This is a genomic window from Bacillus sp. N5-665, from assembly GCF_022637375.2.
In the GTDB taxonomy this organism is placed as follows: Bacteria; Bacillota; Bacilli; order Bacillales; family Bacillaceae_G; genus Bacillus_A; species Bacillus_A wiedmannii.
This window is the reverse complement of record NZ_CP093325.1, coordinates 4,506,556-4,526,681: the sequence shown is the minus strand read 5'-3', so window position 1 is coordinate 4,526,681 and position 20,126 is coordinate 4,506,556. Positions and strand designations below refer to the sequence as shown.

At 34.7% G+C, this 20,126-nt stretch carries 23 protein-coding genes and 2 pseudogenes; 17 read left to right on the top strand and 8 right to left on the bottom strand.

From position 1 onward, the window contains the following. Positions 1-199 precede the first annotated feature (199 nt). Positions 200-451: a hypothetical protein gene (locus MNO09_RS25835; protein WP_000991707.1), complete on the bottom strand. Its 252-nt coding sequence runs from the start codon at positions 449-451 to the stop codon at positions 200-202. Positions 452-673: 222 nt separating this feature from the next. Here MNO09_RS25835 and MNO09_RS25830 point away from each other — a divergent pair, with 222 nt between their 5' ends. The 3 genes from MNO09_RS25830 (at position 674) to MNO09_RS25820 (ending at position 1,748) form a co-directional block, all read left to right on the top strand. Then, positions 674-814: a hypothetical protein gene (locus tag MNO09_RS25830; protein WP_001004564.1), complete on the top strand. Its 141-nt coding sequence runs from the start codon at positions 674-676 to the stop codon at positions 812-814. Positions 815-850: 36 nt separating this feature from the next. After that, a complete protein-coding gene (locus tag MNO09_RS25825) occupies positions 851-1,381 on the top strand; it encodes a general stress protein (RefSeq protein WP_001100080.1) in 531 nt (176 codons plus the stop codon). Between the two features lie 166 nt (positions 1,382-1,547). Beyond that, positions 1,548-1,748, top strand: coding sequence for a DUF4028 family protein (locus tag MNO09_RS25820; protein WP_002186515.1), 201 nt, complete (start codon positions 1,548-1,550; stop codon positions 1,746-1,748). 26 nt (positions 1,749-1,774) lie between these two features. On the opposite strand, the pseudogene MNO09_RS25815 reads toward MNO09_RS25820, so the two are convergent. Next, positions 1,775-2,014: pseudogene (locus MNO09_RS25815) on the bottom strand (helix-turn-helix domain-containing protein); the annotation flags it as partial. A gap of 3 nt (positions 2,015-2,017) precedes the next feature. Further along, a complete protein-coding gene (gene tnpA, locus MNO09_RS25810; RefSeq protein ID WP_078182892.1) occupies positions 2,018-2,410 on the bottom strand; it encodes an IS200/IS605 family transposase in 393 nt (130 codons plus the stop codon). A 186-nt stretch (positions 2,411-2,596) separates the two neighbouring features. On the opposite strand from tnpA, the gene MNO09_RS25805 reads away from it, so the two are divergent. Next, positions 2,597-2,908 carry a YbjQ family protein gene (locus MNO09_RS25805; RefSeq protein ID WP_000637510.1) on the top strand — a complete coding sequence of 104 codons (312 nt, stop codon included), beginning with the start codon at positions 2,597-2,599 and terminating at the stop codon, positions 2,906-2,908. A gap of 791 nt (positions 2,909-3,699) precedes the next feature. Here MNO09_RS25805 and MNO09_RS25800 read toward each other — a convergent pair. From MNO09_RS25800 to MNO09_RS25790, 3 genes and pseudogenes are all read right to left on the bottom strand, one after another. Then, positions 3,700-4,005, bottom strand: coding sequence for a hypothetical protein (locus MNO09_RS25800; protein WP_000266574.1), 306 nt, complete (start codon positions 4,003-4,005; stop codon positions 3,700-3,702). Positions 4,006-4,122: 117 nt separating this feature from the next. After that, a complete protein-coding gene (locus MNO09_RS25795) occupies positions 4,123-5,118 on the bottom strand; it encodes a zinc-dependent alcohol dehydrogenase family protein (protein WP_088106926.1) in 996 nt (331 codons plus the stop codon). A 324-nt stretch (positions 5,119-5,442) separates the two neighbouring features. Continuing rightward, a pseudogene (locus tag MNO09_RS25790) lies at positions 5,443-5,624 on the bottom strand (hypothetical protein). A gap of 136 nt (positions 5,625-5,760) precedes the next feature. On the opposite strand from MNO09_RS25790, the gene MNO09_RS25785 reads away from it, so the two are divergent. The 4 genes from MNO09_RS25785 (at position 5,761) to MNO09_RS25770 (ending at position 8,709) form a co-directional block, all read left to right on the top strand. Then, positions 5,761-6,978: a sensor histidine kinase gene (locus tag MNO09_RS25785; protein ID WP_000723585.1), complete on the top strand. Its 1,218-nt coding sequence runs from the start codon at positions 5,761-5,763 to the stop codon at positions 6,976-6,978. Next, on the top strand, positions 6,968-7,612 hold the full coding sequence (locus MNO09_RS25780; protein WP_000876837.1) for a response regulator: 645 nt from the start codon (positions 6,968-6,970) through the stop codon (positions 7,610-7,612). The genes MNO09_RS25785 and MNO09_RS25780 overlap by 11 nt, the downstream gene beginning before the upstream one ends. A 159-nt stretch (positions 7,613-7,771) precedes the next feature. Continuing rightward, positions 7,772-8,206, top strand: a complete 435-nt coding sequence (locus MNO09_RS25775; protein WP_078182894.1) for a hypothetical protein — start codon at positions 7,772-7,774, stop codon at positions 8,204-8,206. A 104-nt stretch (positions 8,207-8,310) separates the two neighbouring features. Continuing rightward, the gene (locus tag MNO09_RS25770; protein ID WP_000479663.1) at positions 8,311-8,709 is read left to right on the top strand and encodes a hypothetical protein; all 399 of its coding nucleotides are present in this window, start codon (positions 8,311-8,313) and stop codon (positions 8,707-8,709) included. Between the two features lie 52 nt (positions 8,710-8,761). Here the strand turns inward: MNO09_RS25770 and MNO09_RS25765 are convergent, their stop codons facing one another. Further along, positions 8,762-8,902, bottom strand: a complete 141-nt coding sequence (locus tag MNO09_RS25765; protein ID WP_000273536.1) for a YflJ family protein — start codon at positions 8,900-8,902, stop codon at positions 8,762-8,764. A gap of 153 nt (positions 8,903-9,055) precedes the next feature. On the opposite strand from MNO09_RS25765, the gene MNO09_RS25760 reads away from it, so the two are divergent. Continuing rightward, positions 9,056-9,418, top strand: a complete 363-nt coding sequence (locus MNO09_RS25760; RefSeq protein WP_000582797.1) for a hypothetical protein — start codon at positions 9,056-9,058, stop codon at positions 9,416-9,418. Positions 9,419-9,443: 25 nt separating this feature from the next. Here the strand turns inward: MNO09_RS25760 and MNO09_RS25755 are convergent, their stop codons facing one another. Continuing rightward, entirely contained in the window at positions 9,444-9,629 is a 186-nt protein-coding gene (locus tag MNO09_RS25755; protein WP_000539551.1) for a YhzD family protein, read from the bottom strand. Between the two features lie 227 nt (positions 9,630-9,856). On the opposite strand from MNO09_RS25755, the gene MNO09_RS25750 reads away from it, so the two are divergent. The 8 genes from MNO09_RS25750 (at position 9,857) to MNO09_RS25715 (ending at position 20,081) form a co-directional block, all read left to right on the top strand. Then, the gene (locus tag MNO09_RS25750) at positions 9,857-11,098 is read left to right on the top strand and encodes a metallophosphoesterase family protein (RefSeq protein WP_000815732.1); all 1,242 of its coding nucleotides are present in this window, start codon (positions 9,857-9,859) and stop codon (positions 11,096-11,098) included. Continuing rightward, positions 11,095-14,019: an ATP-binding protein gene (locus MNO09_RS25745; RefSeq protein ID WP_088106927.1), complete on the top strand. Its 2,925-nt coding sequence runs from the start codon at positions 11,095-11,097 to the stop codon at positions 14,017-14,019. Before MNO09_RS25750 ends, MNO09_RS25745 begins: the two co-directional genes overlap by 4 nt. A gap of 41 nt (positions 14,020-14,060) precedes the next feature. Next, positions 14,061-15,005 (top strand): 3'-5' exoribonuclease YhaM, encoded by a 945-nt coding sequence (gene yhaM / locus MNO09_RS25740; protein ID WP_000726645.1) that lies wholly within the window; start codon positions 14,061-14,063, stop codon positions 15,003-15,005. A 481-nt stretch (positions 15,006-15,486) separates the two neighbouring features. After that, positions 15,487-15,816, top strand: a complete 330-nt coding sequence (locus MNO09_RS25735; protein ID WP_000566281.1) for a hypothetical protein — start codon at positions 15,487-15,489, stop codon at positions 15,814-15,816. A gap of 676 nt (positions 15,817-16,492) precedes the next feature. Beyond that, entirely contained in the window at positions 16,493-17,437 is a 945-nt protein-coding gene (locus MNO09_RS25730) for a ring-cleaving dioxygenase (protein ID WP_000272998.1), read from the top strand. Positions 17,438-17,481: 44 nt separating this feature from the next. Then, entirely contained in the window at positions 17,482-18,459 is a 978-nt protein-coding gene (locus tag MNO09_RS25725) for a ring-cleaving dioxygenase (RefSeq protein WP_001072539.1), read from the top strand. A gap of 255 nt (positions 18,460-18,714) precedes the next feature. Continuing rightward, positions 18,715-19,827, top strand: a complete 1,113-nt coding sequence (locus tag MNO09_RS25720) for a response regulator aspartate phosphatase (RefSeq protein ID WP_097860117.1) — start codon at positions 18,715-18,717, stop codon at positions 19,825-19,827. Further along, entirely contained in the window at positions 19,827-20,081 is a 255-nt protein-coding gene (locus MNO09_RS25715; RefSeq protein WP_000473353.1) for a Phr family secreted Rap phosphatase inhibitor, read from the top strand. The genes MNO09_RS25720 and MNO09_RS25715 overlap by 1 nt, the downstream gene beginning before the upstream one ends. The last annotated feature ends 45 nt before the right edge of the window (positions 20,082-20,126 follow it).

The window sequence follows — 20,126 nt, the reverse complement described above, 5'->3', positions numbered from 1 at the left end:
TTCCTACCTTCAAGGTTATTAAAAGTTTTCAATTGTAAAGAATGAAAAACGTAATATATATTATATCAGTTTTCATAAGGCCAAACTAGAAATCCCCCTATTGTATTAGGGGGTTCTTTTTTAATAGAGGAAATCATTTTGAAATATAAAAACATATATGAAAAGTAACGATCGAGGGAATAGGGGGATAATAAAAATTTTAAGAAGGAAAGAGTGTTCTTAAAGCTTTTTTTGCATCTATTCCTTCAAAGATAAATAATACAAGTTCTCTCTTTTTTACAGTAAGGAAAAAGGATATTAATGTGCTTAAGCTTTTAATAGAAGTAAGTGTTCCATGTTTACTTATAAATAAATTAGTTTGAAATGTTGTCATTAAAGCATAAAAATGATGAATCTGCGTTATTGTAGGTGTTTCATTATAAAGAATAGTAGTAGATTGGATTGCATTCATCGAAATATTCCTTTCCATATAGTAAGCATAACAATATAAACATACCCGTTTTAAAAAATGTTAAACATATAAATAAGAAAAAATATAATTATAGTATTTTAGGTTTAGAAAGGGTTACGAAGGGTATACATATACTACAAAGAGATTGACTGAAGATGAATTATAAGATTTCTAGTCTATAAAAATATACTTTTACTTTAAATAAAAAGGAGTCTGGTATACATGAATGAAATGATGATTGATATTACATTTGATTTAATTTACTTGTTAAGTAGTTCGCTTGTAATCCTTTTATTATTTGCTTTTTTCGTAAATGGTTATGTTAATAAGAAGATTAGTGTATACAGAAATGAAGAAAGATAAAGATACATTATATAAAACTTTAGGAGGTTAATAGTTATGAATGTAGATAGAAAAATAGTAGGTGTTTTTAGAACAATTGATGATGCGGCATGTGTTATTAATGAATTAAATGATAAAGGATACTCGGCGGATAATATCTCAGCTATTGCAAAGGATCAAAAGGAAATTGAACATCTGGAAGAAAAATCGGGTGAAAAAGTGAATCATGAAACTGCACATAAAGCGGATATCTTTTCAGCGACAGGGCTTGTGGCAGGAGGAGTAGCAGGCGGACTCGGTGGTTTATTAACAGGTCTTGGTATACTTGCCGTTTCTGGAATGGGTCCAATCGTAGCAGCGGGACCTATCGCAGCAGCTATTGGAGGAGCCGGTATTGGCGGAGGAGCTGGAAGTTTAATAGGAGCATTTATCGGATTAGGAATTCCCGAAGAACATGCTAAAAAATATGAAGAATACATTTACGATGGAAATATATTAATTTTAGTAGATGCAAAATTAGATGATAAGTTAGAAATCTATAAAATATTTGATAAGCATAATGCTTATAACTCTGATTTCTTTAAATAATATTTACTTCACATATCAATTATGCAAAATGTAAACATAGTGAATATCGTTTTTTGATCTTACAACTTTGGCGCGGCCGAGGAGTCGTATGACTATAAGAGAGGAAGGGCTTATAGTAAAAGATCAAGTTCTATTATGATATTAAAAAGGGAAGAGGTGTCTTTTCGTGATTGTAAAAATATTAAAGGATAGTAGTAATAGTTTCCTTTGTACAGTTCAAAATCAAAATGGGGAGAAGTATGTAAAGAAATGGTTTCATAAACAGAAAAACAAGGAAGAGTTAGGGCGACCAACTTTTAAAGAAGTAGAAAAGGATTGGAAAGAAAATAGAGAATCGTTTATGTACCCTAATGTTAAAGCGCTTTAGTGAACTACTCACAACTTAACGTCCTTCATTTGAGCATTCGCCAACGCAAGACTATCGACTTCCTTTAGGAATGGAAATTCAGCCTTATATTGTGCAGGCGTAGGATATTTAACAGATTTATCAAGTTTATCCTGTGATTCTTGATAAGATTTGATTCTATCTGCAAGCATCTTGTTGTATACAAATCGAACACATCCAAATGTTTTTGAGAAAAACATTTGTTGTTCTTTATTTGGATAGATACGATATTTGTATGATTTTAACATTTCCTACACCTCACTTTTTCCTTGATTTTCAATATATTTCTTTACTACATCTATCGGTGAACCACCCGTAGTAATCAAGCAAAAGCTTTTTGACCAAAACATTTCTTTCCAAAGTTTCTTTCTCACATGTGAAAAGTCTCTCTTGATTAGTCGAGAACTTGCACTTTTATAAGCATTAATGAACTTTGTCATTTCTGTATTCGGATGTGCCTTGAATAAGATATGTACATGGTCTACATCATGATTCCATTCAACTAATGTGATGTTATAGTTTTCAGATAGTCGGACAAAAATGTCTTTTGCATAGTCCGACATATCATCATCAAATACATTTCTTCTGTATTTCACGACCAATACAAGCCTTTTGGCTACGCCAAACCGAAATTCATCTCCCACCTATCGTTGGGCTACGCCCTTCACACACTTGAGGAAGGAGAATTCGTTAAATAGAATAGGCGCTTTATTATTACAAAATTGTCACACTCCTGTAAGGTAATTCAATAGATTAGTTGCTTGTTCCATGTCATAATAAAGACATAAGAAAGCTAATCAAAAATTATAAGTTATAGGAGAGTGTCAGTCATGATTGTAACAACAACGTCTGGAATTCAAGGTAAAGAAATTATTGAGTATATTGATATTGTAAATGGTGAAGCTATTATGGGTGCAAATATTGTCCGCGACTTATTCGCTTCCGTTCGTGATGTTGTCGGTGGTCGTGCTGGTTCTTACGAAAGCAAGCTAAAAGAAGCTCGTGATATCGCAATGGATGAAATGAAAGAACTTGCAAAACAAAAAGGTGCGAACGCTATCGTTGGTATTGACGTAGATTACGAGGTTGTTCGTGATGGAATGTTAATGGTTGCTGTCAGTGGTACAGCTGTACGTATATAAGTAAATGAAAAACAGGCTCCCCCTTGAAGTTGATGCTTTGAGGGGATTTTTTTGTTTCATGATTAAAGTTAAAATGAAGAAGAGAGGATGGATTTTTATAAGTGGAAAAAATAAGATGAGGGCGAATGTACTAGCTTACTCAAATGATATAACCGTTTAAGTGATAAAGTTGAAAAGAAACTATAATTTACATATGTTTAAAGTGGCCAAAACTTTTTCGTCAAACGTTATTGTAAAAAATGCTAGGATTGCTCCTAGCATTTCGTGAGGGGATATTGCACGGGAATTTAAATAATAAGCAGACGTACCCGTTTATTTCAAATGTAGTATATATTGTTTTCAAGGAGAAAAGTAAGAAATACAATAATCTTTATATATGTTTAACGAGAGTGTTAACTTTATGATAAATAATAAAATTGTTATTTGAGGTAAGGGGAGAAATAATGGTATGAATAACTTTAGAGGGTGTATAGTTTATAGAAATAAACGATTGAGCATGTAAGGCGTTGTATTACATAAAATTTATAAAGCATTGGAGGCAGTCACATTATGTTTTGGTTAGGATGTTTTTTAGGATATATTGTAGGTTCAGTTATTACATGTGCTCTACTTTACTATGGGTATAGATCCAATGAAAATAAAAAAGTGGATATACAAAAGAGGGAGGAGAGGAAAATCAATAAAAAAGGTGTATAGGATGTGAAAGGCAAGGTGATAGCATTGATGCAAAAATAAAGGACAGTACATATTGTATATGACTACTATGTACTGTCCTGATTATTCTTTTTGGATTATGAAAAATTATCTCCTGTCTTACTATAAATTTCATAGGCGAAATAACCAAATAAATAGCCTATTCCAGACCCTAAACCAATTGTAAACAATGAATAATTCGGGAAAAATATGTCGACAATTATACCGATTAAACACCCTAAAAGCATTCCCATTGGTATGAAACTATCCAATAAAACTTGAGCTTTTTTTGATTTTTTCTTACCTAAGTTACCGTTGTTATATTTATGTTTAAGCCTTTCAATCACATATACTACAATCCCTCCGACTATTACAACAGGCGCAATTGCTGTAAGTAACCACATATTAGAGTCTCCTTTCACCTTTTAATATAATTATACCAGATACTTACAATTAGGTATTCCTAAACGTACGATCTAGTCTATTTAAATGGCGAATCAAAAAGACTCCTTCAATTGTAGTCAATAACTCGTCAAAAACACTTTCCCTTTCGTTTTCTCAGCAGACTGCACGATATCAACCGCACTTTTCACATCAGCTAAATCATATGTAGAATGTACCGTCATAAAACGTAATTGCTTATTTTCTACTAAGCGAATTAAGTGACGAAACGTTTCTTGCCATTTATATGGTGACACTTCTTTATTCCAATGTCGTAAATGAAATATGTTCGCGTGCACTTTTGCTTTCGTGACAATCTCTGCCCAGTTCACTTGTATTCCTGATAGAAGACCGATCGTTAAAAAGTGCCCGTTTGGACGTAAGGAGAAAGCTAATTCATTTCCATCCGGTCCCCCGATAGAATCAATTGCGGCGTCTGCACCGATCCCGTTTGTTAATTCCATAACGGTTTCATAAAGCGGGGCAGTGGAAGTATCAATTACATATGCAGCACCAAGGCACAGTAATTCTTCTGTATGTTGATTATTTCTTGTAACCGCAATTAATCGGAAGTTTAAAATTTGTGATAACTGCGCAAATAGATGTCCAATAGCAGATCCACAAGCATTCACCAATAAAACATTATTACGTTGTAAGTTTAGCGTTTCTGTACATGTAACCCACGCCGTAAGAGAATTAATATATAATTGTGCCGCTGTAAAATCATCTATAGAATCAGGAATAGGGACTACAAAATCAGCTGATGTCTTCACATATTCTTGCCAAGTACCTTCTCCGTGTAACGGTAAAACACGTTTACCGATAAAGTCTCTAGTAACGCCCGCGCCTACATCTTCGACAATACCAACACCTTCATAACCAGGTATGTTAGGTAACGGAATTCTATGTGCGTACGCTCCGGTTATTGGAATTAAGTCAGATGGGTTAATCGGTCTAACCAACATACGAACGAAAACTTCATTATCTTGTAATGGTTCTATATTTTTATATTCAACTTGTAATACCTCTTTTGGGTTACCAAACTCATGAAATTGAATGTATTTTCCGTGCAAGATAAATGTTCCCCCTTAGTTTGATTGGGTTTATTATAGTATTTTTGGTTTGGGTGGTTATTTCATTAGCAAAAAATAAAGGGGAACAGAAAGTCATCGTTTATCCATTTGATAAAATCGATTTCTCCTGAATACATAGTAATATAAGAAAAAGACGCCCTTGTGAGCGTCTTTTTCCAACTTGAGATAGATGTATCATTATTGTTCTGCTAGGTGACATAGTTCTCGTATAAAGTTTTCTCACACAAATGATCTGTGTATCAATTTGTTTTTGATATACAGATCATTTGTATGATAATTCTTATAAGTAATTGCTGAATGATAACCTTACATGAATGCTTTTAAAAGCTCTTGAACTAATGGAATTACTCCACCTACAAAGTTTAAAACTGCCATTGCGATTTCCATATGATTGCCTCCTTTAGTAGTAAGATGTAATAAATCTTTATAAATTCATTATAGTAAGCGCTTACAAAAACATCAATGCATTTCGATATGCAATAATTCATATTTGTATTTGGTAATGAGGATGAAGAGGAATAAGTGACTTATCCCGCTATTTGTGGGAGTCGGACTGTATGTAAAAGCCTTCACTTTATCAAAATGTAAGCTGTATCTTGTATAATATAATGGTGGAGGTCGAATATGAAAAAAATAAATTCAAATATAGATTTGGATACAAATGTATTGGAAGCGGTATTTATTCCAAGAAGGTTTATTGTTTTATGGATTACACTCGTATATATAGCTTCAATGCTTTTAGAATTTCGTAATAGTATTCTCTCAATGGATAGTTTCTTCTTTACAATAGTCATTGTTATTCATACTGTTTTTCATTGGTATGCTAGTTCATTAAGGAATAGGCAATTGTTATACTTCTTTTTTGTACAACTTTTCATTGTGTTTTTGGCTGCATTTATTGTACCGAATGCTTCGATAGCAATTTTTGTTGGATTAACACCTATTTTAATTGCCCAAAGTCTATATGTTTATCACAATATATTTAAAGTAATAGCAGTTTTTACTCTTATGTACGCCATATTTTGTACTGCAATTAGTATAAATTATGGTGTGAATAAATTAGCTATTCTTATTTCTATGTTTCTTTTAGTGTTAGCAATTATTATTCCTTTTTCTTATATTAATAAGCAGCAATTTGATGCACGTAATCGTATACAGAGTTATATTCAAGAGTTAGAGTCTGCATATATGAGAGTGGAAGAATTGACATTAGCTAATGAAAGACAGCGAATGGCAAGAGATTTACATGATACGTTAGCGCAAGGTGTAGCGAGCTTAATTATGCAATTGGAAGCAATAGATGCCCATATGCAAAAAGGGAATACAGTGCGATCTCAAGAGATTATGAAACAAACTATGATAAGAGCGAGACAAACTTTACATGATGCAAGGCTGGTTATTGATGATTTGCGTCATACTACCAATTCATTTAATAAAGCAGTAGAGGAAGAAGTTCAACGTTTTTCTGAGGCTACGTCTATACACGTGAGATTTACTATTCAAAGCCCTCCGCATATTTCAAGCTTAGTAAAGGAACATTGTTTATATGTAATTAGTGAATGTTTAACGAATATAGCAAAACATTCGCAGGCAACAGAGGTAAATTTAAAAGTTGAATATATCGATGATCTTGAAAAACTTACTATTGAAGTTGAAGATAATGGAATTGGTTTTGACACTGGAGATATCGGTAAGAATCCTGGACATTACGGCTTAATTGGCTTAAATGAGCGTGTTCGATTGATGAATGGAGAAATACATATATTGAGTGAAAAGATGAAGGGTACGAAAGTGTATATTCAAGTACCTATCAATAATGAAGGAGATAGCCATGAAGTATAACGTATTAATTGTGGATGATCATTTCGTTGTAAGAGAAGGTCTGAAATTAATAATAGAAACGAGTGATTCATTTCAAATTATAGGTGAGGCTGCAAACGGAGAAGAAGCCCTTTCTTTCATAGAAAAAAAGGAACCTGATGTTATTTTAATGGATTTAAATATGCCTAAAATGAGTGGTTTAGAAACAATTGAAGCTTTAAATAAAAAACAAAATCATACGCCGATTATTATATTAACTACTTATAACGAAGATGAATTAATGTTAAAGGGAATTGAGCTAGGAGCAAAAGGATATTTGCTAAAAGATACGGATCGTGAGAATTTGTTTCGAACATTGGAAGCGGCTATTCGAGGTGAGATATTACTACAACCCAATATTATGGAAAAGATAGTGAATTATAAAAGGAAAGAAATACATGCTAATATGGTTGAAGAAAATAACTTAACAGAAAAAGAATTGTTTGTGTTGAAAGCTATTGCGCGTGGAAATAAGAATAAAGAAATTGCATTCGATATGGGAATAGCTGAGCGAACGGTAAAAGCGTATTTAACAAATATATACAATAAATTAGGTGTTAATTCAAGGTCAGAAGCAGTAGCTGTATCTATTGAAAGGAAATTAATTCATTTTTAAAACATTATATATGCCCAATCGTACATTACAGGCTTGCCCTTTTGTACGATTTTTTTATTTCTTTCTCATGTTATGCTTTAGAAAGTATGAGAGATTTAAGAACGCTCTAATTGCATTACACAGACGTTTTTAATGTGGGAAAGGAAGAAGAATAATTAAATGGCAACTTTGTTTTTAATTTCTGTAGTAATTTTCTTTATTTGGCTGCAAAGCAAACAAACAAAATTAAACTGGATACATATTATTACTTTTCTCATGATGATAGGGATTATTACTTATACGGCGCCGCAACCAATGACTAGAGATTTACAAGCAGAGTTATTGGCAGTTATGCTTTTTTCTTTCGCTATTGGTGTTTGGCAAGGTGGGGGAATTACAGTCTGTTATGAGGATGGAATTTTATATATTACAAATGGAAAACAGTATTTCATTTCATGGATTCTTTTAATAATCGGCAACATAATTATTACTAACACATTTGAAGGTGGATTTACATTTAATGGATCGTGGATTATTTTGTGTAGCGTTGTCATTGTATCTGGGGTGAAAAACAGTATTCTATGTATTCAATACAAATTAACAGTGCGAAATTGAATGGAAAAGCAAAGCTGTTTTCTTTTATTACAACCTTGAACGTATTGTTATAAGTTCATAAAAATGAGAAGAACGTATTGGAAGAATGGGGGGAGTTAACTTAGATGTTTTTACCTATTACTATATTTGATAGGTTTAATTGGCTGGGGAATGTTGCTTTCTCTTCAGAAAAGGTTAGCAAGAATCAAGCACTTTTGAGGGCTGAAGAGCAAGATGATAATTTGCGTAACAAGAAATATATAGATTCGGTTACTAAAATTCATAAGGGAATAAATATAGATTTTGTAAAATGTGGTGCTAATTATGTATCGGGCTGTGCGGAACCTCATTCAATAATTGTCATAACAAGTGACGATACGTTTGTTGGAAGTGGACGGGTTAATAAGTATGGAGAATTTAAAATATATACGAATGATTATCTGGAAGAGTATTTGGTAATAGAGATGCAGTTGATAATGGGTGGTTTTTATCAAGAGAGTATAACGGTAAAGGTAGAATGTTAAGATAGGATCCACTATATAAAAAGGAAGCAACCGCAGTCGCTTCCTACATCTATTAAGCCGAAGCTTTCTTCATTCTCTCAAGTAAACTAGATAACACATGCGTACGATATGATTCTAGTTTTTTACCTTCGTAAGTACGAATACCTAATTTTTTAAGTTCTTTTACATACCAACCTTTACTTCCGAAATACATGTGATCGCTCCCCTTCAACTTTGTTTTTAGTTGTTCTGATTGTACTTGGAGGTACGGGATAATAATGAAGGAAATGAATTTCGCGCGAAAATGGTTAACTTTGTTGCAAAAGACATATATACTAAGGATAGTATATAACGAGGTGGGCAAGACGTGATTATAGAGAAGCACGAAATTCAAATTGACCAAATTACGAGCGGTAAAGTGAATATCTTTACTTTCTATAGAAATAGAAAGCAAGTTGATGATCATTTTTTACGATTGCAAGAACCATCGCTTACAGCAAACTACTTCTTCCATTTTCATTTTGATGCAGAGAGCTTGCATCTACTGCAGGAAGAGTTTCCAAGCGTATATCCGTACAACGGTAGTGAAACGATTCACGACTGGACGGAAAAGATGAAAGCAGAATTGCAACATCAGATCCAAACAGGAAAATGGAATAAGCGCGTACGTATCGGTAATCGCATTCTAGATGTGGTGTTTACGTGGTGTGACGAAGATATAGTAGAGTAAAAAGAAGCGGATGACGCTTCTTTTTTTAGCGCTGGAATAAAACGAGCTTACCTGCAGAAGATGTACAGCGATGTGTTTTTTCATACAATCCTTTTTCTTGTAAAATAGATTCACCTTTTGCTTTTGCTTCTTTTTCAGTTGCCGCCTCGAATGATTCGTCTAATGCTTTTGAACCATCTTTTTCAAAGACTGTTAGAACGTATACTCCCATGAAAATTCCCTCCAATAATAAAAATCAGAATCTTATAACTATTTTGGCATAAATCACTAGAATATGCAAAGAAATATATGACATTGCGTGTTACAATAAAGTGAAACTTTAATGAGTGGGGAGTTTTTTATTTCCTGCTTATTACTAGTTTTCACCAATTGAGCATGTATTGTTTGTGTTCATGCGGATAAAATGAAACTTTTGAAATATAGAAAGGATCGTTATTTGTGAAACAAGTGAAGTTTATACATGCGGCTGATTTGCATTTGGATAGTCCGTTTAAAGGGATGGAAATGAGTGTACCGCAGTCTGTTTGGGAGAGAATGAAGCAGAGTACGTTTGAATCGTTCGAACGTATTGTTGATAAAGCGATTCAAGAGCGCGTTGATTTCGTATTACTAGCCGGGGATTTGTATAATGCGGAGACGAGAAGTTTGAGAGCGCAAGTGTTTGTGCGCGAGCAAATGAAGAGACTGTCGCAGTACGATATCCCTGTTTTTATTATTCATGGTAACCATGATCATTTAGGGGGAAGCTGGGCAGCAATTGAGTTTCCGGAAAATGTTCATGTGTTTACGGAGCCTTATGTAGAAGAGAAATCATTTTATAAAAATGGTGAGCTATTCGCTTCTATTTACGGGTTTAGTTATTTGCAGCAAGCGGTAACGGATAATATGACAGCGCAGTATACGAAAATGAGTGATGCGCCTTTTCATATTGGTATGCTTCACGGAAGTGTGGAAGGAGATGCAGAGCATAATCGCTATGCACCGTTTCAAATTCGTGAGCTGAAAGAAAAGCAGTTTGATTATTGGGCTCTTGGTCATATACATAAACGTGAAATTTTATCTGAAGAGCCGTACATTATTTATCCAGGTAATATACAAGGGCGTCATCGTAAGGAAACGGGCGAAAAGGGTGCGTACGTGATTGAACTTACGAAACAAGGAACGCAATGTTCATTTTTCCATACGGCGGATGTTGTGTGGGATGAGATAGAAGTGAATATTGATGGAATTGAAACTGTTGATGAACTTATGACTGTTATATCAAGTGCGATGAATGAGTACCGAAGAGAAGAGGAAGGAACGCTTTTAACTGTCGTATTTACAGGGCAGGGACCACTTTCTCCTTATTTACGTGATGAAAAGCGTGTGGAAGAGATTTTTCATATTTTAGCAGCAGGAGAAGAACGAAAAGATTTTGTATATACGATGAAGTGGAAAAATGAGACGGTTTCTTTTGCGGAAATCGAGCGTTTGAAAGAGGAAAATCATTTCGTCGGTAGTGTGCTAAAAGAGTTAGAAGCTTTCACCAATATGGACGGCGTATTACGCACGATTTGGACATCTCCTGTAGCGCGTAATAGTATTGAATCTTTTACAGAAGAAGAGAAGAAAGAGATTCAAAAAGAAGCAGAAAATATTATTTTAGAGCAATTATTCCAGCAAGAGAGGGATAAGAAATGAGAATTGAAAAACTCCATATTTATGGGTACGGAAAATTAGAAAATGTGGAAATGGATCTGTCAATGCTGACTGTTTTATACGGTGAAAATGAAGCGGGGAAATCGACAATTCGCTCATTTATGAAAAGTATTTTATTCGGTTTTCCGACGAGAGGACAACGCCGTTATGAGCCGAAAGAAGGCGGCAAGTATGGCGGTGCGATGACTGTACAAACAGAGAAGTACGGCCTTTTGAAAATTGAACGATTGCCAAAGACGGCAGCTGGCGAGGTGACCGTTTATTTTGAAGACGGGAAAACGGGCGGCGAGGAAATTTTACACGATATATTAAGCGGGATGAATGAAAGTTTATTTGAATCGGTCTTTTCATTTGATATGCACGGTCTTCAAAATATTCATCAGCTCGGCGAAGCGGATATCGGAAATTATTTGTTTTCGGCAAGTGCAGTCGGAAGCGATGCGTTATTACAGCTAGATAAAAAGCTAGAGAAAGAAATGGATCAGCGCTTTAAGCCGAGCGGTCGTAAACCAGAAATTAACGTATCACTGCAAGAAATGAAGAAGCTTGAAGAGAAGATGAAAGAGTGGCAAGGGAAAATTGGCACGTATGAAAAGCAAGTGGAGCAGTTAAAAGAAAGTGAAGAGAAACTTGCTTCTGTTCGTGCGGAAAAAGAGAATGCAGAAAAGCGAAAGCAGGATTATGAAATATTAGCAGCGCTTGAGCCTCTCGTTATTGAAAAGCGTGCGCATGAGAAAGTGTTACAAAACGAGAGCGGGCAATTTCCTGTAAACGGGATGGCGCGCTATGAAGCGATTAAGGCGAAGCTGGAGCCGCTCCAATTACAAGTTGATTCGCTTCATAAAAAAATAGAGAATGTGCAATCGGAAATTGAATCGATTCAAATAGATGAAGCGTTTTTACAAAAAGAAAGTTATGTAGAAGAACTTCGTATGCAGCATATGTCTTACGAAAATGCACGCCAAGAAATGCGTGGTATGACAGGAACAATTACGAATATAAAAGAAGAACTGGCAGAACTAGAGCAACAAATCGGTGCTACTTTTGAAAAAGAAACAGTTCTTTCGTTTGATATGAGTTTGGCAACGAAAGAGTTAATTACGCAAACGGTGCAAAAGGCGCGCGAACTAGAAACGCAAAAAGTACAGCTTGACGATCGTTTTAAAGTAGCACAGGAGCAATTAGAAGAACAAGAAGAAAACATAAAACAGGTTAAGCAACAAATGTTAGCGGATGAAGAACGAAATACGCTAGTTGAGAAAGAAAAGTCATTCCAAGATGCGGCGTTTATCGGTATGGGCGCAGAGCGAATGAAGCGCAAGTATGAGGAAAAAGCAGGAGCGGCAGTGCAAAAGAAAAAGCAGTGGCAAAGAGTTTGTCTTCTGTTACTTCTTATTAACACAGTTGTTTTATTCACGAGTTTATTTATAGATAACCGCCTGCTTTTATTTATTAGTGTCATTATTTTTGTAGGAATTGTTCTTGCCCTCGTTTTATATAAAGATCCGTCAAGTGGATTACAAGAAGAGCTTCTTACTCTTCAGCAAAGTGCTGGTGGGAGACAAAGTGAAGAAGCAATGTCAGTTCGTTATCAATTAGAAAAAGATGAAGAGATACGTAAATTATTTGAGCGTGAGTCGTATAAGTTACAGCAAATGGAACGAGCGTATGATAAAGTCGTTTCATCGTATGAGGAATGGGAGAGAGAAACGTTCCGCATTAGCGAACAAGTAAATGTGTATAAAATGCGCTATATGTTCCCTGAATTTTATACGTATGCACACATATTACCGGCGTTCGAGCGTATGGAAAAAATGCAGCAATTATATCGTGAGTTAGAGAAACAAGGCACTCGGAAATCTTCATTGTATGAAATGATTTCGCAATTTGAACATAAACTAGAAACTGTTATCGGCAGTGCGGAGTATAGTAAGTTGCACGAGGCACAAAGTCGTATGCAAAATGAGAAAGAAAAGCGCCAAACTTGTAAGCAGCGAAAAGAGAAGCTGGCGGAATGGCAAGAAGAGTATGAGTTCATGCAAGAGCAATTGAAACAACTGTTAGTAGAACGAGATAGTTTATGGCATATTGCACATTCTACAGATGAAGAGATGTTTTTAGAAGCAGGTAAGCTGGCAGAAAAACGTGAAGATGCTGAGAAGCAAGTAGGGCGTTTATTACCGCAAATTGATTTGTTAGAACAGCGTTTAACGAGTTTATCATTAGCTGAACATTATGAGGCTGACGGTTATGATGAAAAATTAAAGCAAGAAATTGCAGTCATGCAAAACAGTCTTACAAAGGAAAAAGAACTGACAGAGCGTATTGCGAAACATCGTATGGAAATCGCGAATTTAGAAGAAGGGAGTACGTACGGTGATTTAATGCACGAATGGGAAATGAAAAAAGCACAAGTGCGTGAACAAGTGAAGAAATGGGCTGCTTATGCGGCCGCAAAGACAGTGTTAACGAAAACGAAGCAATATTATCATGAGGTACATCTTCCTCGTATTTTACAAAAATCAGAAGAGTATTTCGTCTATTTAACAGGCGGACGATATAGTAAAATCTTTTCACCGTCAGAGGCGGAACCTTTTATTGTGGAACGTAACGACGGTATGCGTTTTTACAGTCATGAACTAAGCCAAGCGACAGCAGAGCAGTTATATTTATCGTTACGATTTGCGTTAGCGAAAACGTTTGAGCATGATTATCCATTTATTATTGATGATAGTTTCGTACATTTTGATGCGGTAAGGACGAATCGCACAATTGAACTAATAAAGGAAATTGCGCAAGATAGACAAGTGATCTTCTTTACATGTCATGCGCATTTATTAACGTATTTTACAGAAAAACAGATTATAAAATTAACGCATAAGCGTAAAGCAAATGAGTTGTAGTATGCTATACTAAAAGTAATTGATATGGTGGAGGAATTCGAATGAAAAAGAAAATTGCAGAATATGAAGTTGGTGAACAAGTCGATGTTTTCTTGTTAATTAAAACAGCGACAAAAGGTTTAGCAAGCAATGGGAAACCATTTTTAACAGTAATCTTACAAGATCCAAGTGGAGATATTGAAGCGAAGCTATGGGACGTATCGCCAGAAGTTGAGAAACAATATGTAGCAGAAACAATCGTTAAAGTAGCTGGTGATATTTTAAACTACAAAGGACGTATTCAATTACGTGTGAAACAAATCCGTGTTGCGAATGAAAATGAAGTAACAGATATCTCGGATTTCGTGGAAAAAGCACCAGTGAAAAAAGAAGATATGGTTGAAAAAATTACGCAATACATATTTGAAATGAGAAACCCAAACATTCAACGTCTAACAAGACATTTGTTAAATAAGCATCAAAACGAATTTTTAGAATATCCAGCAGCGACGAAAAATCATCATGAGTTCGTATCTGGACTAGCTTATCATGTCGTATCGATGCTTGATTTAGCGAAAGCTATTGCGGCTTTATACCCATCGTTAGATAAAGACTTACTATATGCGGGCGTTATTTTACACGATCTTGGTAAAGTAATTGAGCTATCTGGCCCAATCTCTACAACTTATACGTTAGAGGGGAATTTACTTGGCCACATTTCAATTATGGTGAACGAAATTGGTAAAGCAGCAGACGAGCTACAAATCGATGCAGAAGAAGTATTAATTCTTCAACACATCGTGCTTTCTCACCACGGAAAAGCAGAATGGGGTAGCCCAAAACCACCATTAGTAAAAGAAGCAGAAATTCTGCACTACATCGATAACTTAGATGCAAAAATGAACATGATGGACCGTGCATTAGGACGCACAAAACCAGGCGAATACACTGAGCGTGTCTTTGCACTTGATAATCGTTCGTTCTATAAGCCGACGTTCCATAATTAATAATGTGAATCAAATGGCCTCATTAAGTGTTAAAAGCTTAGTGGGGCTGTTTTTTATTGAAAATGAAATGAAATAGTTAAGAAGTACGCATGGGTGTAACGAAGAACTAATAAAACATATCTTGCCACTAGAATGGGAGCATATCAACTTTTTAGTTGAGTAACGCGCCAGCATTTCAGAAAAAATACAATAAGCTGTCCATATGGGCAGCTTATTTACATAATTATCGATATAGGAAGTAGTTTTAAGCATTAGGCAATATAAATTTCATTTGCTGGCTCTTATTTTCGGCGGGTTTTTAGCTTTCGCCAAGCTGAACCGCCAGTTAGCGAAAGGCAAGGCGGTGAATATATTTACAAAATGACAAAACTGTAAGAATACACGAATGTTTGTAAGAAAGTTCGATGTTTTCCTTTTTCTTTTTTTATTATAGTGAAAAAGAAGAACGAAATATTCTCTTATGTAGGAAAGGAAGATAATAATGATTGATCTATTAAACAAATGGATGTTAGAAAGTACAGGCAATTTCAATATCGTTGTAGGACTTACAGCACTTCTATTTTTGGGTTCAGTAATTGCACTTATTATTATTTATAAAAAAATTGGTAAACCAGATGAAAGAACAAATGCTATTTATTTTAAAATTATTTCTTGTATGTTTACTACTCAAATTCTAATGAATTGCATATTTATTTCTTTAGTTGGTAAAGATATCGAGAATTTCCGTCAAATCTTTATATTATTTGAAGCCTTTGTATTCTTCGTTGGAGCTATTTATTCGTTTAAATTATATAGACAGGAATACAAATAATTCACTTATAAGAAACAATAAAAATCAGTAGTGATTTTATACACTACTGTTTTTTATTGTTCATTTTCAAATGTAAACTTTTCATTTTTAGTTAACTGTATATTCTATACATATGAGGTTAACATAATGTCTCATTATCGGTAGCAAGGAAAAAGGAGAAGCCTGCTCTCACAAGGGAACCTCCTTTTTACGTTCTATGGATCTATACATTTTTTTATACATTTCTATCCTGAAGGGGATTTTAAGATTTCTGTTTGTTACTGAATTAGCTGAAAAACTGTATAAAACCTTGCATACTCTTAGCGTGTTTTTTTAATGCTGGCGATATCCTACATCCATCAACTTATGAATTTTATAATGTCTCCAAACCAAGAATTTCTTGTGTTTGTAGTCCAAAATTTTATGCAATAAAAAATATCTCGAATTTGAGATAAATAACTTGCTTTTTAATCACTTGAGTTGTAAAGTGATAGTAACGAAAGTGATTGAGTCATATGAAAAACATACACTCAATTGCTTTCGATTAAAAAAACGAAGTAACTTATTCAGTAAAAACTAAGATGAATTTACAAAAACATAATAAGCATAAATTGAAAAGTTAATAACCATATTATTTGTTGGAAATGTTATTTTTTAGTTATCACTTGACTAGTAAAATGAAACAGAGGAATAAACAATGTATGAAATTAAAGGGCATCATCACATTTCAATGGTTACAAAAAACGCAAGTGAGAATAACCATTTTTATAAAAACGTGCTTGGGTTACGTCGTGTGAAAATGACGGTAAACCAAGATGATCCGTCTATGTATCACTTATTTTACGGAGATAAAACAGGAAGTCCAGGTACGGAATTATCATTTTTTGAAATGCCTTTAGTAGGGAAAACGTACCGTGGTACGAATGCAATTACGCGAATTGGATTACTCGTTCCGTCAGAGGAAAGCTTACATTACTGGAAAGAACGATTTGAGAAATTTGATGTGAAACATAGTGAAATGACAACATATGCAAATCGTTCTGCTTTACAATTTGAGGATGCTGAAGGTCTTCGTCTCGTACTACTCGTTTCAAATGGAGAAAAAGTAGAGCACTGGGAAACGTGGGAGAAATCCGAAGTTCCTGCACAGCATCAAATTCAAGGAATGGGTTCAGTGGAAATGACGGTGCGTAGACTTGATAAACTGGCGAGTACATTAACAGATATATTTGGTTATACAGAAGTTAGCCGAAGCGACGAAGAAGCGATTTTCCAGTCCATTAAAGGAGAAGCCTTCGGAGAAATCGTTGTGAAATATTTGGATGGTCCTACTGAAAAACCAGGCCGCGGTAGCATTCACCATTTAGCAATTCGTGTAAAGAACGATGCAGAGCTTGCTTACTGGGAAGAACAGGTAATACAAAAAGGTTTCCATTCTTCTGGCATTATCGACCGTTTCTATTTTAAAAGCTTATACTTCCGCGAATCAAACGGAATCCTATTTGAAATTGCGACAGATGGACCAGGATTTACAGTTGATGGAGATGTAGAGCATTTAGGAGAAAAACTTGATTTACCGCCGTTCTTAGAAAATCAGCGAGCAGAAATTGAAGCGAAATTAGCACCTATTGAAGAGAAATAATAGAAGAGAAAATATAAATTTAAAAACCATTGGAGGAATATAAAATGAACCAATTAAAAGGAATTCACCACGTTACAGCAATTACAAGTAGTGCAGAAAAGAACTATGAATTTTTCACTCACGTTTTAGGAATGCGTTTAGTTAAAAAAACAGTAAACCAAGATGATATTCAAACGTATCATTTATTCTTTGCAGATGATAAAGGTAGTGCAGGAACAGATATGACATTCTTTGACTTCCCAGGTATTCCAAAAGGAGTACACGGTACAAATGAAATTTCAAAAACTTCATTCCGAGTGCCAACTGATGCAGCGTTAGCATATTGGGTAAAACGCTTTGACCGTCTTGAAGTAGAACATACAGGCATTAAAGAGCAATTTGGTAAGAAAACTCTTTCTTTCGTTGATTTCGATGATCAACACTATCAATTAATCTCTGATGAATTAGATAAAGGGATCGAATCAGGTACACCATGGCAAAACGGTCCAGTTCCATTAGAATATGCAATTACTGGCTTAGGACCTGTATTTATTCGTATCGCAAACTTTAGTTTCTTCAAAGAAGTGTTAGAAAAAGTTTTATTATTTAAAGAGATTGCTCAAGAAGGAGAATTCTATTTATTTGAAGTAAACGAAGGCGGAAACGGTGCTTCTGTCATTGTAGAACATAATACGGTTCTTCCAGAAGCGCAACAAGGCTTTGGTACAGTGCACCATGCCGCATTCCGCGTAGAAGATCGTGCTGTACTAGAAGAATGGATTGAGAGAATCGGTAGCGTAGGGCTTCCTTCATCTGGCTATGTAAATCGTCACTTCTTCGAGTCATTATACGCAAGAGTTGCACCGCAAATTTTATTTGAATTTGCAACAGACGGCCCAGGATTTATGGGGGATGAGCCATACGAAACACTTGGCGAAAAATTATCTTTACCTCCATTCCTAGAGCCAAAACGTGAAGAAATCGAAAAATTAGTTCGTCCGATTGATACAGTGAGAAGTACGAAGGAATTTATTAAAGAGTAAAATAGAGATAATAAGTAGGAGAGCAGGTAGTTCTAGCGAATCGCTGGAACTACTTGCTTTTTTATTTGGGCTATAAAATTTTCTGAAAAATGTTTCTCAAGTTTTTCAAATAGAAATATTTGGTATAATTCATTTAAATTATAAATTTTCTGACAATTGTTTTTCAATACATAGAAAAGAGGTGGTGATATACAATTTGAATAATTGTATAAATATCCTAATTTTGTAAGTTTGGAGAAAAGGAGATGCGGGTGTATGGGAGCAGATGTAGTAACACGGGAGCAAATGAAACATTCTTTAGATGATTGGTATCGTGTAATGTTGCAGCAAGATATAGAGAAAGCTAGGGAAATGAAGGAAGATATTGAGAGTGAATTTTCTAATGTAAAAGAGGATGGGGATTTATGGCTATATTACTCTTTATTAGATTTTAGATATAAAGTGCTGGCGGATGGCTTACAAATTACTAAAAATAGTTTTGATAAAATTGATAAAATTGATAAAATTGATGAAATTTATAAAACGTCTGAAAATCGTTTGTCATATTACTATTATTTTTTTAAGGCAATGCATGCAACTCTAATATCAAATTACAATGATGCAAGTAGATGTTATGAGAAGGCCAAAACACTAATAAAATATATTCCTGATGAATTAGAATATGGGGAATTCTGTTATCGTCTTTCTGCATTTTTCTACAATACAAGGCAACCAATGAATACAATAAAATATATAAATAAAGCTAAAGAAATTTTTTCAAAACAATCAGGACAAGATATGAATATTGCTTTATCTCAAAATCTTTTAGGACTAACTGCCATACAAATAAAGCAATATGAACAAGCAGAAGAGTGTCTAAATTCAGCGATAGATATTCTACAAAAACAGGATAACGCTATATTGCTTTTAAGGGTACGTCATAATTTAGGATGGCTATACGCAAGTCAAAACCTTTCTGCACTAGCTATTCGACATCTTTCGGAAGTAACAGAGAAATTCCCAGCACATTTCAAAGCGATTTTCCTACAAGCTAGGGAACATTTTAAACTGGGAGAAACAAACATTGCTGAAGAATTAATTGATAGAGGATTAAATATTTGTATGGAGTTAGAAAATGAAGAGTATATACATCATTTTAGTATTTTAAAAGCAGTAAATGGTAATGTTCCTATTAAAGAATTAGAGCAGATTATCCTTAAAGGAATTACTTATTTTGATAAAGAATCTTTATATAGTTACACTCAGGAATATGTGGAAAAACTTGCAATAAAGTTTCGTGAGGATGCTAATTACATGAAAGCAAGTGATTATTTTTACAAAGCATTACAGGCAAAAGAGAAGAAGATAGAGAGAGGAGCATTAAAATAATGTTTAAAAAAATAGGTATGGCTGTAACTGGTATAGTGTTAGTTGGTATTGTATCTGTCGGTTTAAATAGTTCTTTTGTACAACAAGCGGAGCACGGTGATGTTCCAGCACCAGCAAGACCAGACTACGTTAACATTGGAGATACTGGTGGAGCACCAGCAGATAATAGAGGCGATGGAGGAGCACCGGCCAACTTCAATAAAGGTGACGGTGGCGGTATTAGCAAGCAAGACTCACACGCTGACCATTTTTAAATTAAATAATAAAGTGAAGGGACCTCATAACGAGGTCCCTTTTCT